The sequence below is a fragment of the Bacillus sp. 11B20 genome, from assembly GCF_056098985.1.
Map to the genome: position 1 here is coordinate 745997 of NZ_JBLZWZ010000007.1, position 14632 is coordinate 760628.

The 14632-nt window shown below is 41.5% G+C and carries 13 protein-coding genes; all 13 read left to right on the forward strand.

Going from position 1 to position 14632, the window contains the following annotated elements:
* Positions 1-2: 2 nt before the first annotated feature.
* The 13 genes from ACN6NB_RS08055 (at position 3) to rnjB (ending at position 14588) form a co-directional block, all read left to right on the forward strand.
* Positions 3-1259, forward strand: a complete 1257-nt coding sequence (locus ACN6NB_RS08055; RefSeq protein WP_144491228.1) for an ATP-grasp domain-containing protein — start codon at positions 3-5, stop codon at positions 1257-1259.
* Positions 1246-2556 (forward strand): type III PLP-dependent enzyme domain-containing protein, encoded by a 1311-nt coding sequence (locus ACN6NB_RS08060; protein ID WP_186319785.1) that lies wholly within the window; start codon positions 1246-1248, stop codon positions 2554-2556. The genes ACN6NB_RS08055 and ACN6NB_RS08060 overlap by 14 nt, the downstream gene beginning before the upstream one ends.
* Positions 2522-3715: an acyl-CoA dehydrogenase family protein gene (locus ACN6NB_RS08065; protein WP_186315126.1), complete on the forward strand. Its 1194-nt coding sequence runs from the start codon at positions 2522-2524 to the stop codon at positions 3713-3715. Before ACN6NB_RS08060 ends, ACN6NB_RS08065 begins: the two co-directional genes overlap by 35 nt.
* 25 nt (positions 3716-3740) lie before the next feature.
* Positions 3741-4736: a hypothetical protein gene (locus ACN6NB_RS08070; protein ID WP_144491232.1), complete on the forward strand. Its 996-nt coding sequence runs from the start codon at positions 3741-3743 to the stop codon at positions 4734-4736.
* Positions 4705-5259 (forward strand): hypothetical protein, encoded by a 555-nt coding sequence (locus ACN6NB_RS08075; RefSeq protein WP_064498472.1) that lies wholly within the window; start codon positions 4705-4707, stop codon positions 5257-5259. Before ACN6NB_RS08070 ends, ACN6NB_RS08075 begins: the two co-directional genes overlap by 32 nt.
* A 12-nt stretch (positions 5260-5271) precedes the next feature.
* Positions 5272-7239, forward strand: coding sequence for an asparagine synthase (glutamine-hydrolyzing) (gene asnB / locus ACN6NB_RS08080; protein ID WP_144491234.1), 1968 nt, complete (start codon positions 5272-5274; stop codon positions 7237-7239).
* Between the two features lie 62 nt (positions 7240-7301).
* The gene (locus tag ACN6NB_RS08085; protein WP_008344726.1) at positions 7302-7574 is read left to right on the forward strand and encodes a YlmC/YmxH family sporulation protein; all 273 of its coding nucleotides are present in this window, start codon (positions 7302-7304) and stop codon (positions 7572-7574) included.
* Positions 7575-7893: 319 nt separating this feature from the next.
* A complete protein-coding gene (gene dpaA, locus ACN6NB_RS08090) occupies positions 7894-8796 on the forward strand; it encodes a dipicolinic acid synthetase subunit A (RefSeq protein WP_047202196.1) in 903 nt (300 codons plus the stop codon).
* Complete coding sequence (gene dpaB, locus ACN6NB_RS08095) at positions 8793-9386, forward strand: dipicolinate synthase subunit B (protein WP_039178677.1); 594 nt, start codon at positions 8793-8795, stop codon at positions 9384-9386. Before dpaA ends, dpaB begins: the two co-directional genes overlap by 4 nt.
* A gap of 139 nt (positions 9387-9525) precedes the next feature.
* Complete coding sequence (gene asd / locus ACN6NB_RS08100) at positions 9526-10545, forward strand: aspartate-semialdehyde dehydrogenase (protein WP_024427010.1); 1020 nt, start codon at positions 9526-9528, stop codon at positions 10543-10545.
* Between the two features lie 92 nt (positions 10546-10637).
* On the forward strand, positions 10638-11852 hold the full coding sequence (gene dapG, locus ACN6NB_RS08105) for an aspartate kinase (protein WP_034662253.1): 1215 nt from the start codon (positions 10638-10640) through the stop codon (positions 11850-11852).
* Between the two features lie 30 nt (positions 11853-11882).
* Positions 11883-12749, forward strand: a complete 867-nt coding sequence (gene dapA / locus ACN6NB_RS08110) for a 4-hydroxy-tetrahydrodipicolinate synthase (RefSeq protein WP_041084805.1) — start codon at positions 11883-11885, stop codon at positions 12747-12749.
* A 171-nt stretch (positions 12750-12920) separates the two neighbouring features.
* Complete coding sequence (rnjB, locus tag ACN6NB_RS08115; RefSeq protein ID WP_012010007.1) at positions 12921-14588, forward strand: ribonuclease J2; 1668 nt, start codon at positions 12921-12923, stop codon at positions 14586-14588.
* Positions 14589-14632: the final 44 nt, after the last annotated feature.

Consider the following 14632-nt stretch of genomic DNA (forward strand, 5'->3'; position numbering starts at 1 on the left):
TGATGAAAGATCCGGCAGCGCTATTTGATTTTAAGGGAAGAAACGACGTCATATGGTTTGGGAATATGAATCAAGAACAAAGCTGGGATCAAACAAAGGCTTTACCTGTTATGACAGACCATGTTCAAAATGAACTAGTTCTTCAGCAAGAACAACAACTGCTTTTGATTGCTTCTAAGGATCATCATGTCATCATGCATCACCAGCCAGAACCTGCTTTTTTAGCCTATTTGGAGGAGCAAGGTGTCAAGCTTCCGCATATGGTTCAAAAAGAAGATGCCTTAAAATTAAAGGGACTCATTGTACCCTATCTTTTAGATGAATCGGTTGAACAAGCATCATCGCTTGAAAAAAGAAAGATTTATGGCTCAAATTCAACACTTGTAAAACGATTCAATCATAAGATTTCGACTAGAAAATGGGCAGAAGAACATCAGTTTACCGTCACGTGTGGTGCTGTTTGTCAAAATGCTGACGAGTTAAAACAGACGTATAACAAATTAAGGTCCGATGATTTCTCAAAAATGGTTTTGAAATTACCATATGGATCATCTGGTAAGGGACTTCGTATTTTAAAAAACGAGAGAGAATTCATGCAGCTTGTGACCTTTATTGAAAGAAGGAAAATCCAAACAGAACTCCTTTTAGAGGGATGGCATCCGATTAAGCGATCATTAAATGCCCAATTGCTCATTCAAGAGGAAGGATCACACTTACTTTCAATTACAGAACAGAAAATCAATGAGGACGGCATCTACTTAGGGACCGATTTTGCGCCTATTTATGAACAGAACAAAAAACGTGAATATGAAGTAAGCATGCATCGAATCATAGATCTACTATATGAAGAAGGGTATCGAGGTGTGGTTGGCGTTGATTCGATCATTGATATAAATGAACAGCTTATACCGATCATTGAAATAAATGCCCGGTTCACGCAAGTTACTTATTTACTCCCAATCATTTGTCGTTTTTTTTCAACCTACGAATATATTGAAAGCCGCTTTAAAAGATTCTCATGCAGTGCCGACCTGCCGTTTGAAGATGTGTTAACGGAGGTGACCGAAGCACTCGATCCGGGAGAAGATGGTGGGTTTTTTATTTATACTTTCGGTAAAACGAGAGCGGATGATATGTGGCATTATCGCCTGTTTATATTGTTTTACCATATGAAGAAGGATAAGCAGATTCATATGCTGACAAAGTTTGATGATATGGAATTTTCAGCAGAAAGGGGGAGAGAATTTGCCGAAAAATGACTCTACGCTCTTAGAGAAAGCGAATGGTTATGGGACGCCGATGTATGTATACGATGGAGATGCATTGAAAGATCACTATGATCACATTACAGGATGGCTCCATCAATCAGCTGAGGTGTTCTTTTCATTTAAGTCCAATGGAAATGTCTCGATTGCGTCATTGTTACGGTCTTTTGGCGCTGGTATAGAAGTGGCTTCTGCAGGAGAGCTCCTTATGGCTGTTAAAGCAGGTTATTCGCCGCAGCATATCATTTTTTCTGGACCAGGTAAGCAGAAGCAAGAGATCGATGTTGCGATTCAGCACGAGATCTATTGTATTATTGCCGAATCGAAAGAAGAGCTCATCTATATCGCTGAGTCTGCAAAGCATCAAAACAAACGAGCATTCGTCGGCATTCGGATTAATCCTGAATCCATTGAGTCACGAGCAAAAATCAAAATGGGCGGAGTTCCAAGTCCATTTGGGGTAGATGAATCCAAACTAAAAGACGTATTTGACCTATTTCAGAAGTATGATCATTCGCTCTTATTTAAAGGGATTCATATGTATTTGGGGACTCAAGTTCTTGATGAAACATCGCTTTTATCATCGTTTGAATACACACTCAACACGGCTGTTCGAATCAAGAATGAATATGGACTAACTTGCCAGATGGTTGATTTAGGCGGCGGGTTTGGCATTCCGTATTTTCAGCATGAGACACCGCTAAATGCTGAACGGTTATTTCAAAACGTAGCGGAATTGATTCGAGCGTACGAAGCTGAGCTTGAATTTCCGAGGTTTATTATTGAGATGGGGAGATTTCTTTTAGCGGAATGTGGTGTTTATTTAACCACTATACAATATGTAAAAGAATCAAAAGAGCAGACGTTTTTAGTTGCTGATGGAGGAATGCATCATCATCAAGCGATGACGTTTAGAGGCAGGCTGCTCCGCAATAATTATCCGATGCGGCTCATTAAACATTCCAGTAAACCTTCGGCTGTAGTGAAACAATCGATTGTGGGTCCACTTTGTACTCCGGAAGACTTAATTGGCCGGCAGGTGGAGCTTCCGCAAGGCGATGTAGGTGATCTTCTTTGTATTGAGAAATCTGGGGCATATGGACTTTGCTACAGCCCTACCTTATTTTTAGGTCATTCTTCTCCGCTAGAGCTGCTTTTGTTTGAAGGAAACGATTATGTCATTCGAGAGAGAGGGACTCCGGATGACCTTTTATTGAAACAAAATAGATTATTCTTTAGACAAAGGAGGGATGAATATGACACTGACGGAGCTTCGTCAAGAAACGATTGATCGTCTTGTTTTGCAATTTTCGGAAAGGGCGGGTCAGCTTGATGACGAATTTCAGTTCCCGCATCAGAATCTAGACGAGCTGATTGATTGTGGATTACATGTCGCCAATATGCCGAAACAAGACGGGGGTCTTGGGTATGGATTTGAAGAAACGGTGACTCTTTTGTCACACATATCTAAAGGGTGCGCGTCGACAGGACTCATTATGGCGATGCATTACTATTCGCTCGGCGCATTTTCTGAAGTGCTTACAAGTGAGCAGCAGGCGGTAGTTTTTGACGATATTCTGCATTCAGGAGAACTAATCGCTTCTGTTAGCGATCCGAATGTGATTTTTATTTATCAGCGTAAGCAAATGGACGGAATTCCGACCATTACTGCAGAAAAAACAGATGGCGGGTATCTTGTGAGTGGAACTAAATTTACAGTGACTGGTGCACCGCGCATTAAATATTTACCGATTTATTGTCAGTATGCGCCGTCGTCATGCACATCTCAATATGGAATGACGGCGCTCTTAATGACATTACCGAGTGAAGGTGCTGCGATTGAGGAATCGTGGAATTATTCGGGCATGAGGGCATCGATGAGTCATCACATTCATTTTGACCAAGTATTTATACCCGATCATCAGCTCATCGGGAGAGAAGGCTACGCAATAGAAGATACTGAAAATTTAATCTATTGGTTTCGTCTAGCTGTTACAGCTGTTTATTATGGCATTGCAAAAGCAGCATATGAACATGCCCTCGATGTGATATATAAAAGAAATGATCGAATTTCCAAGAAAAAAACAGCCTTTTTACCAGGCCAGCAATTTCGTATTGCAGATATGAAAATAAAATTAGATGTTGCACATTCTCAGCTTATGGCTTGCGCTCAGCAAGCAGATCAAGAAAAGAAACAAAATCATTACTCAAGTGATTTGTATACGAAGACGCTGATTACAAAACATTTTGTGACGCAATCAGCAGAAGAAATCGTACAGCTAGCTTCTCAGGTAGAGGGTTTTTCTTCGTTACAGCAAGGCTCTTTGCTTGAGCGTTTAAGCCGAGATGTGAAAGCGTCAAAATTTCATCCGCCTTCTGAAGATTTATTAAAAGAAGTGATTGCGAAAAAAGAGCTGGGCATTATCCCGTTAAAAAATCGCTGGGTATGATGGCAAGAAAAAGGAGGAGACATATGTGGCTACTGCAGCACCTATTTACCGAAACAATTACTTAAACTGTTCTCAATTAACGATTGCAGCCATGCTTCTTAGAAAAGGGATTGAAATTGATAGGGTTTGGAGGCAGGCAGGCCTTGTTTATAGACCTCAAGACAAAGGGTTTGTTTTGATCGGTTCCTTTAAGCATTTTCGCGAGGATATTCTCCATCATAATGGCATTCATTTAGAAGAAATTTTTTACACGGAAGAGGAATTAGACCTCTATATCAACCGTGTGTTTAAACAGCATCCAAGCGGAGGGACTGTCTCTGTTTCTTTAGATATATTTGAATTACCGTACTGTCCATTTTACGAAAGAGAACATGGGTATCACACATTGGAAGTACTTGAGGTGAATGATGATCATGCAGTGGTCAGTGACCATGCATACTCCTATCATGGCACATTGAGTAAAGACCACTTGCTGAAAGCTGCCCGCTCTGTATATGAACATACACCTCGAACTGAAAATCGTTATAAGTGGATCAAACATGTGGAACTTCAGAAAGAACCAGATGTGCTGGTGATATTAAAGGAGCATGCTGCCATCTTAGAAGGAGCACCGCCGCATTTTGATTTGCCTGGAGCTGTCACAGGGCTAGGCGCTATTTCAGTCATTCAAAGGGATTATATTGATAGTATCAAAGACAATGAAAATGGAAATTTATTAGACAATGTTTACTTTGAAGGATTAAAGGATGTGGCTAACTCCAGAAAACATATGGTCACATTCTTATCTTCGTATGAAAATGAGTTTTTACATCCCCTTATTCAAGCTTTTGAAGATGCTTATCAAAGCTGGACAGTGCTCGCTAATTTTACGGCTAGAGTAGGCCTCAGTAAAAACCCTCGCAGGATGATAGAAAGAACGGCAAATCGGTTTCAAAAAACATTAGAAGTGGAGACCAGCCTGCTCACAGAACTAAAAGAGGTGATTCAAAATGAAGACCTATCAAACTCTCTCTCTTCATGATTATGTCAATAACAGAGGCATCACATATCAAAATGAATATGAAAAAGGCCAATTAACAATTGGCGGAGCTTCTTTGCCAGCTGAGTTAATCATGAACGTGCAAGAACCTTTTGTAGAAGGAATTCCTTTTCAGTTCATATATCAAGATCAAGGAGACAATATTGAATTAGAGGGACAGTCTCTTCATTTTCCGCCACTTGAAGCAGAAGCCCTTCACGTCGTTGGTTGTTCTTCAAATGGCAATCTTTACGAAGAGATTTCATTATTACGAGATGGGAACGTTGTCTGTGAGTCTCGGCTTTCATTAACGGATGTGATTGAACGTGAACCTGCCTTTCATGATCGAGCGGCATATGCATTTGATTATATTCATACAGTATCCGGCATTAATCATCATTTGACATCAAACCTATGGCTTGATTCGCTCACCTTTTCGCAAAAAGTAGTTTTTGATGAAATTCGCTTTCAAGATAATCCATTTATGCATATTTTCGCAATGACGATTCAGCAGTCAGATCATTAATGGAAGGGAGCCATGTCTATGTGCGGCATTGCAGGCTATTGTCATTTTAACCAAGCACCACTTGATCCTCACATCTTACTGGAGATGAAGAACGCACTTGCTGTGCGTGGACCTGATGATAGTGGTATATATCAAGATGACTCAGTTGGTTTGGTTCATACGCGGCTTTCCATTATCGATATTCAATCTGGGCCTCAGCCAATAACAAATGAAGATGATTCTATATGTGTGATTCTAAATGGAGAGATTTATAATTTCAAAGAATTAAGAGAAGACTTATGGAATAAAGGCCACTTATTTCGTACAGAGACAGATACAGAAGTACTGGTTCATGGCTATGAAGAATACGGAATTTCCTTTGTTGAGCAATTAAACGGAATGTTTGCAGCTGCGATATGGGATAAAAAGAAAAAAGCACTTTATTTGTTTAGAGACCGGTCTGGGATTAAACCGCTGTATGTTTCAGAATGCCGGGGAGGGCTTATTTTCGGGTCGGAAATGAAGGCTCTTTTTCAGCATCCAGACATACAAACTGCGATTGAGCCGGAGGCTGTCATTAGTTATTTATCCTTCCGTTATGCGATCGGCGAGCAGACTTTCTTTAAAGGAATTCAAAAATTACCTCCAGGTGTCATTTTGAAAATAGATGAAACGGGCATAACAAAAGAGATCTACTGGCAATATCCGCTCCCAACTGATGGGATCGATCGGGGAGAACGTTATTATCAAAAGGAATTGTTTGAATTAATTCAAGATAGTGTGCAAAAACAGATGATGTCTGATGTGCCTGTGGGAGCTTTTTTGAGCGGGGGAGTGGATTCGACTTCGATTGTCGCTTTGATGTCCAAATACAAAAACGAGAATATTCATTGTTTTTCGACCAGCTTTGAAGAGGAAGGCTTTTCTGAAGAGAGCTATGCCAAGCTGGCGGCAGATCAATACAATGTCAAGCTTCACTCACATCGAATGAGTGAAGAAGAGTATTTTCAATTATTGCCTGAAGTTGTGAAGCGAAGGGATCATCCTCTTTCTATTCCTCATGAAGTCGCTTTTTACCATATGTCACGGGAAGCAAAAAAGCACGTGACGGTGGTTCTATGTGGTGAAGGAGCGGATGAATTGTTTGCAGGTTATGGACGTGTCTTTAGGAGTCCAGCAGATTGGCGGAAAATTTTATGGCTTCAAAAAAACCGAAAAATGTCTTCCATCCTTTCAAAGGTATTATTTGAACCATCTTTTCAGCACGAGGTACATCAAATGATCCATCTTGATGGTGAGATGGATCATTACAAAAGAAGGTATGCGTGGTTTACTGCTGGCGAAAAAGAGCAGCTTTTAAGTCGTCGCGCTGATTCAATTGATCCCCCTGACTCACACATGAACCAGTTTATCGCTCATTGTTTTCAAAAGATGGAGGGAGCGTCGTATGAAAATAAACTGCTTTATTTATTTCAGCAGATTCATTTACCCAATCTGTTAGACCGGCTGGATATGATGACGATGTCACATGGACTAGAAGCACGTGTTCCATTTCTTGACCATCGCATCATCCAATTTGTCAATGACATGCCCTTCAAGTATAAGCTTCCTTATAAGGGAATGCCTAACAGGCTGCAAGCATTTTTTCAGTCGAGTCTCAAAACAAGTGAAGTACAAGACATTCCGAAATATATGTTAAAAAAGACAATGGAGCAAACAGTGGATAAGCGTATATTATATAGAAGAAAAATGGGTTTTCCGGTTCCAGTGTATCATTGGATGAGCAAAAGAATGAAAGAAATCGAAGAGAAGCTTCTTGACCAACAAAGCTTTGCAACAGAACTCTTTCAAAGAAAACCACTAGAGCAATTTTTACGAAATGATCCGAATCAGAAAAACAAAAATGGAGCGGATCAAAAAGTCTGGATGCTTTACAACTTGGAATTGTGGCATGATCACTATATGAAAGGGACCCAGCTTTCTCTCCAAACGAGTCATTAAAGAGATCTGGTCTATTCCTCTTGCCTGCCGCATATATGATACGGAAGGGAAGTGATGCGATTTTGAGGCTGAGTGAACTGTCAGGAAAAGAGATCGTCGATATTAAAAGAGCGGAGCGGCTTGGCGTGCTTGGACAAACCGACCTTGAAATCAATGAACAGGACGGTCAAATTACAGCACTCATTATACCTTCCGTGAAGTGGTTTGGCTTTCGAAAACAAGGAAATGACATCCGCGTCCCGTGGAATCACATTCAAAAAATAGGATCAGATATGATCATTCTCGATGTGCCTGAAGAACTTCAGCCGCACGGAGAAAAAGAGCACCCGTCATAAACGGGTGCTCTCAGCGTGTAGACAAACCCTCGCATTCTTTGTCAGGTCTGCGCTCCGGTGCTCACGAATGCTAAATTCGCTCCGCTCCGGTGCTCGCCCTTCCTAGACTTCAAAGGTTTTCTATCACGCTGAATAGAAGACAAAGGGCTAAAAGAAAAACCTTTTAGCCCTTTGTCAACAATCTAAGAGCACCCACATGGGTGCTCTTTTTCTTTTCTCTCTCTGATTCGTTCACAGGCTGAATCCTCTCCTCATATGCTGAAAGGGAGATTCAGAAAATATTACAGACTTTTTTAAATAAAGAAGGTGAACGGTCAGTATGTTGAGCGGTTTAACGGTTGCGGTGATCGGGGGAGATGCAAGGCAGCTTGAAATTATTCGCAAGTTGTCACAGCAGCATGCCAAAGTGTTTTTGGTCGGATTTGATCAGCTGGATCATGGATTTATCGGTGCTGAAAAGCTGAAAATGTCTGAACTTCCATTCGAACAAGTAGACAGTATGATCCTGCCAGTATCAGGGGCAACGGATGAAGGCGCTGTTGCTACAGTTTTTTCAAACGAGCAGGTCTTGCTAGAAGCTAAATATTTAGAAAGAACCCCTGCCCATTGTACCTTGTACTCAGGTATTTCAAATACGTACTTAGACAATCTGGCAAAGCAGGTGAACCGGAAGCTTGTGAAGCTGTTTGAGCGAGATGATATTGCCATATATAACTCTATTCCAACAGTTGAAGGAATTATCATGATGGCCATTCAGCAAACGGACTATACGATTCACGGGTCTCACGTCGCTGTTCTCGGACTTGGAAGAACAGGACTCACCATTGCCCGCACATTTCGGGCACTAGGGGCAGACGTAAAAGTAGGGGCGGCAGACACAGCACATTTAGCGCGTGCCTTTGAAATGGGGCTTGATCCATTTTCAATGGACCAGTTAAAAGAGGAAGTAACGGATGTTGATATTATCATCAATACCATTCCAAGTCTTGTATTAGATTCATCTGTCATCGTCAGTATGACACCAAAGACACTCATTTTGGATATCGCCTCCCGCCCAGGCGGAACAGACTTTGACTTTGCACAAAAGCACGGAGTGAAGGCACTTCTTGCACCAGGACTCCCAGGGATTGTTGCACCAAAGACAGCAGGACAAATCATTGCAAAAGTGCTTTCCGGGCTTTTATGTGAACTTGCGGAGGAAAAAAGGGGGATGGAATCATGACAACATTAAAAGGGAAAAGAATCGGCTTTGGTTTAACAGGCTCCCACTGTACGTATGAAGCCGTTTTTCCGCAAATCGAAGCGCTTGTAAAAGAAGGGGCAGAGGTGCGTCCAGTAGTGTCGTACACGGTGCAGAGCACGAATACGAGATTTGGCGAGGGAGCTGAGTGGATCGAGCGGATTGAGAAGCTGACTGGATTTCAAGCGATTGACTCAATCGTGAAAGCAGAGCCGCTTGGACCTAAGCTACCGCTTGATTGTATGGTCATTGCGCCTTTAACTGGAAACTCGATGGCGAAATTTGCAAATGCTATGACAGACAGTCCTGTTTTAATGGCTGCTAAAGCGACCATTCGAAATCATCGACCTGTCGTTTTAGGTATCTCAACAAATGATGCGTTAGGCTTAAATGGTACAAATCTGATGAGGCTGATGTCGACAAAGAATATTTTCTTTATTCCGTTTGGCCAGGATGATCCATTCAAAAAACCGACCTCTATGGTCGCAAACATGGATCTGCTATCTCAAACAGTAGAAGAGGCACTCCAGCATAGACAAATTCAGCCGATTTTAATTGGACCAAACGAATAATAGATTCACTAGAAAATCATGAAAGATTCAAAAAAGATGCTTCAAGCCTTGCTTTTCTATGGTAAAATAAAATGTAAAAAGTCATAGGATGGCCATCCGAAAGAAAAGAATCATGGATGGGTCGGAAGGAGTTTTACTGATGGGAAGAGGATTGCATGTAGCTGTAGTTGGAGCGACTGGAGCTGTCGGTCAACAAATGTTAAAAACACTAGCTGACAGAGATTTTGAAATGGATACACTTACTCTACTATCCTCAAAACGTTCTGCTGGAACAAAAGTGACATTCAGAGGTCAAGAGTACACGGTTCAGGAAGCAACACCTGAAAGCTTTGAAGGAGTAAACATTGCATTATTCAGTGCTGGAGGAAATGTTTCTAAAGCGCTGGCTCCTGAAGCAGTCAAACGAGGTGCGATTGTTGTAGACAACACTAGTGCTTTTCGTATGGACGAAAACATCCCTCTTGTCGTACCAGAGGTAAACGAAAAAGATTTGCATGATCATCAAGGGATCATTGCAAACCCTAACTGTTCAACGATTCAAATGGTAGCGGCATTAGAACCGCTTCGTCAGGCGTATGGAATGAAAAAAGTCATTGTCTCTACGTATCAAGCAGTATCAGGTGCGGGACATGAAGCCATTGACGAACTATACAGCCAATCACAAGCCATTTTAAATAAAGAAGATGTAACACCGGAAGTTATGCCTTATCAAATTGCATTTAATGCGATTCCGCAAATTGATAAATTCCAAGACAATGGCTATACATTCGAAGAAATGAAAATGATCAACGAAACGAAAAAAATCATGCATATGCCAGAGCTCGAAGTAGCGGCAACATGCGTGAGACTTCCAATTGAAACGGGACATTCAGAATCTGTCTACGTCGAACTAGAATCAAATGATGCAACAGTGGAAGACCTCAAATCAATTCTAAAAGATGCACCAGGAATTACGCTGCAAGATGATCCGTCTCAGCAAATTTATCCAATGCCTGCAGATGCTGTTGGGAAAAACGACGTATTTGTCGGCCGCATTCGGAAAGATTTGGACCGTCCAAACGGGTTCCATATGTGGATTGTATCTGATAACCTGCTTAAAGGTGCTGCATGGAACTCAGTTCAAATTGCAGAAAGCTTAAAAGCATTAAAATTAGTTTAACATTCAATGGATGATGAGGACGAACAGAAGAGAGTTAGGCATCTTTCGCCTGCTCTCTTCTGTTACGTCAGAATGAACTTGGAGTGAAAACAGTGAAAATAATTGTCCAAAAATTTGGCGGTACATCTGTCAAAGATGATCAAGGTAGAAAAAGGGCACTCGCACATATCTTATCTGCAAAAGAGAAAGGCTATAAATCGGTTGTCGTCGTTTCTGCAATGGGACGAAAAGGCGATCCCTATGCGACAGATACGCTGCTTGGTCTGCTTTACGGCAGCGCGCAGCATATGACAAATCGAGAAAAGGATTTGCTTGTTTCCTGCGGAGAGAATATCTCAGCCGTTGTGTTTTCAAGTATGCTGAATGAAAACGGTCTAAAGGCTGTAGCGATGACTGGTGCTCAGGCGGGTTTTGTAACAGATAAGGAGCATACAAGTGCGAAAATTATTGACATGAAGTGCGAACGTCTGGAGGCAGCACTGTCTGAACATGATGTTGTCGTTGTTGCTGGATTCCAGGGAGCCGCGAAAAATGGAGACGTGACAACAATCGGACGAGGTGGCAGTGATACGTCCGCCGCTGCTTTAGGCGCTGCATTGCAGGCAGACTTTATTGATATTTTTACAGATGTAGAAGGCGTTATGACAGCAGATCCCCGTATTGTTGAAAATGCAAAACCGCTAAGAGTTGTGACATATACGGAAATTTGCAACCTCGCATATCAAGGGGCAAAAGTCATTCATCCGAGAGCTGTCGAAATTGCGATGCAGGCAAAAGTACCAATGAGGGTCCGTTCAACATACTCTGATGATGAGGGCACACTCGTTACATCACACTACTCAGATAAAATGAGCCATGATGTGTACGATCGCCTTATTACGGGTATTGCACATGTCAATGATGTGACGCAAATCAAAGTTCCTGCTAAAGAAGGTCAGTACAGCGTACAAACAGAGGTCTTCAAAGCAATGGCAAACGCACAAATCAGTGTCGACTTCTTCAACATTACACCGAGTGAAATTGTGTATACGGTGACAGGTGCAATGACTGAAAAGGCAACGTCGATCCTAAAAGATCTTGGCTATACGCCAATTGTGACAACAAATTGTGCGAAAGTATCAGCTGTTGGCGCAGGCATTATGGGTGTACCAGGTGTCACATCTAAAATTGTATCGGCACTATCCGAGCAAAACATTCCGATTTTACAATCAGCTGACAGTCATACGACCATTTGGGTGTTAGTGAACGAAGAAAACATGAGAGCGGCCGTCAATGCCCTGCATGAAGTGTTTGAACTTTCAAGATAAATGTGATTGAATCATGATGAGGTGAAAAAAATGAATTTCGGAAATATCGCAACAGCTATGATTACACCTTTTGATAAAAAGGGCAACATCGATTTCCAAAAGCTATCAATTCTCATTGATTATTTATTAAAAAACGGCAGTGACTCCTTAGTCGTTGCAGGGACAACAGGCGAATCGCCAACTTTATCGAATGAAGAAAAAGTCGCTCTTTTTCAGCAATCGGTCAAATTAGCAAATGGTCGTTGTAAAATCATTGCAGGAACAGGCAGTAATAATACAAATGCGTCTATCAAACTAACGAAAAAAGCAGAAGAAGCGGGCGTTGATGCAGTGATGCTTGTCGTACCTTATTACAACAAGCCATCACAGGAAGGCATGTATGCACACTTTAAAGCCATTGCCGAGTCTACATCTCTTCCTGTCATGCTTTACAATGTACCAGGAAGAACGGTCGCTTCATTAGCACCAGAAACAACGATTAAGCTTGCGCAAATACCTAACATTGTTGCCATCAAAGAAGCAAGCGGCGATCTTGATGCCATGACAAAAATCATTGCTGAGACGCCAGAAGATTTCGATGTATATTCAGGGGACGACAGCTTAACACTTCCGGCTGTATCTGTTGGTGCAAAAGGAGTTGTCTCTGTTGCGTCTCATATCGTAGGGCTTGATATGCAGCAAATGCTGAAAAGCTATGCTTCAGGCCAAACAGCGAATGCAGCATTGATCCATCAAAAGCTGCTTCCAATCATGAAACAGCTTTTCTCAGCGCCAAATCCAACGCCTGTCAAAACAGCTCTTCAGCTGAAAGGACTAGACGTCGGATCTGTTCGTCTTCCGCTTTTGCCTTTGTCAGAAGAAGAGAGACTGAATTTAAGCAGCGTTTTAAACAGCTGATCAAAACAAAAGATTTCGTAAGCGGTCATTCTCAGATGTCCCTGAGTATGACCGTTTTTTATACATAAACACTTTCTTAAAATGTGACTTCATCTTGTTTTCTAAAATTAGATTCAGTTATAATAGCATTAAGCGATGATGGACGGGCTTGAGACTAGGAGGATAAGAATTTTGAAAAAGAAAAATACAGAGAACGTAAGAATTATTGCACTCGGAGGCGTTGGAGAAATCGGGAAAAACCTATATGTCATTGAAATTGATTCGGACATATATGTAGTAGATGCAGGTTTAATGCATCCAGAAAATGAAATGCTAGGCATTGACGTTGTCATTCCTGATATCTCTTATTTAACAGAACGTGCTGATCGGGTGAAAGCAATTTTTCTTACCCACGGACATGATGAAGCAATCGGAGGCGTATTCCATTGCTTAAGTAAATTGTCTGTACCAGTCTACGGAACGAAGCTGACCCTTGCGTTACTTCGAGAAAAATTAAAGCAGTATGGCTTCAATCAAAAAGCTGATTTGCGTGAGGTACATGCAAAATCAGTCATTACTTTTGAAACAACAAAAGTATCATTCTTTAGAACGAATCACAGCATCCCTGATTCAGTTGGGATCAGCTTCAAAACCTCTCTTGGTTCAATCGTATGCACAGGTGATTTTAAATTTGATCAAACCCCAGCGCTTAACCAAGCCTGTGACATCGGAGAGATTGCGAAAATTGGAAACAATGGCGTTTTAGCACTACTTTCAGACAGTGCAAATGCTGAAAAACCAGGCTATACACCTTCTGAGGCGCTCGTCCAAGACGAAATCTCAAATGCGATGTACAATGCTGAAAATCGTGTGATTGTTGCTGTGTCTTCATCTAATATTAACCGCGTGCAGCAGATCATTAATGCAACCAATCAAAATGGCCGTAAGCTTGCCGTTGCAGGGAAGAATATGATGACAACCCTTCAGCTGGCGATCAAGCTTGGTTATGTGACAGCAGACGAAGAATTATTTGTACCCGTTCAAGAAGTGAAGAAAATGGCGAAAAACGATGTGGTCATCCTGACTGCTGGAAGCCACGGAGAGCCGCTTGCTGCTTTAACAAAAATGGCAAAGCAAAATCACAAACAGCTTCATATTGAAAAAGATGACACTGTTGTGATTGCATCTACACCACTTCCTGGACAAGAACTCACATACTCTAAAACAGTGGATTTCCTCACAAGAAGCGGAGCACAAGTCATTTTTGCACAAAAACGTGTGCATGTATCTGGACATGGCTGCCAAGAAGAGTTAAAGCTGATGCTGAACTTACTAAAACCGAAGTATTTAATTCCGGTGAATGGCGAATATCGTATGCAAAAAGCACATTCTCGTATTGCCGAAGAAGTAGGTATGAAACGCAGCGACATTTTCTTGATTGATAAAGGAGATGTGGTTGAGTTTAGAGGACAGAACGTCAAAATCGGTGAAAAAGTTCACCAAGGGAACATTTTAATCGATGGTCTTGGCGTTGGTGATATCGGAAACATCGTGCTACGCGATAGACGCCTGTTGTCTCAAGACGGCATCTTGATCGTTGTCATTACGCTAGATAAACAAAAGAAACAATTAATTTCTGGACCTGAAATCATCACAAGAGGATTTGTCTATGTAAGAGAATCCGAAGAGCTGATTGTGAAAGCAACAGAAATGGTCAAAGGAATTGTCAAAGAGCAAACGGAAAACTCAATTGTTGAATGGTCAACATTGAAACAATCCATGCGCGATGTACTCAATCAATTCCTATATGAAAAAACAAAACGTAAGCCGATGATCATTCCAATTATTATGGAAGTGTGATGAGAAAAGCCCAAAGAGTATAAGCTCTTTGGGCTTTAGATTAT

Excerpts from the sequence above, each read along its gene's own strand:
- ACN6NB_RS08055 (WP_144491228.1), top strand. The coding sequence starts at position 3 with ATGAAAGATCCGGCAGCGCTATTTGATTTTAAGGGAAGAAACGACGTC.
- ACN6NB_RS08065 (WP_186315126.1), top strand. The coding sequence starts at position 2,522 with ATGACACTGACGGAGCTTCGTCAAGAAACGATTGATCGTCTTGTTTTG.
- ACN6NB_RS08075 (WP_064498472.1), top strand. The coding sequence starts at position 4,705 with ATGAAGACCTATCAAACTCTCTCTCTTCATGATTATGTCAATAACAGA.
- asnB (WP_144491234.1), top strand. The coding sequence starts at position 5,272 with ATGTCTATGTGCGGCATTGCAGGCTATTGTCATTTTAACCAAGCACCA.
- dpaA (WP_047202196.1), top strand. The coding sequence starts at position 7,894 with ATGTTGAGCGGTTTAACGGTTGCGGTGATCGGGGGAGATGCAAGGCAG.
- dpaB (WP_039178677.1), top strand. The coding sequence starts at position 8,793 with ATGACAACATTAAAAGGGAAAAGAATCGGCTTTGGTTTAACAGGCTCC.
- asd (WP_024427010.1), top strand. The coding sequence starts at position 9,526 with ATGGGAAGAGGATTGCATGTAGCTGTAGTTGGAGCGACTGGAGCTGTC.
- dapA (WP_041084805.1), top strand. The coding sequence starts at position 11,883 with ATGAATTTCGGAAATATCGCAACAGCTATGATTACACCTTTTGATAAA.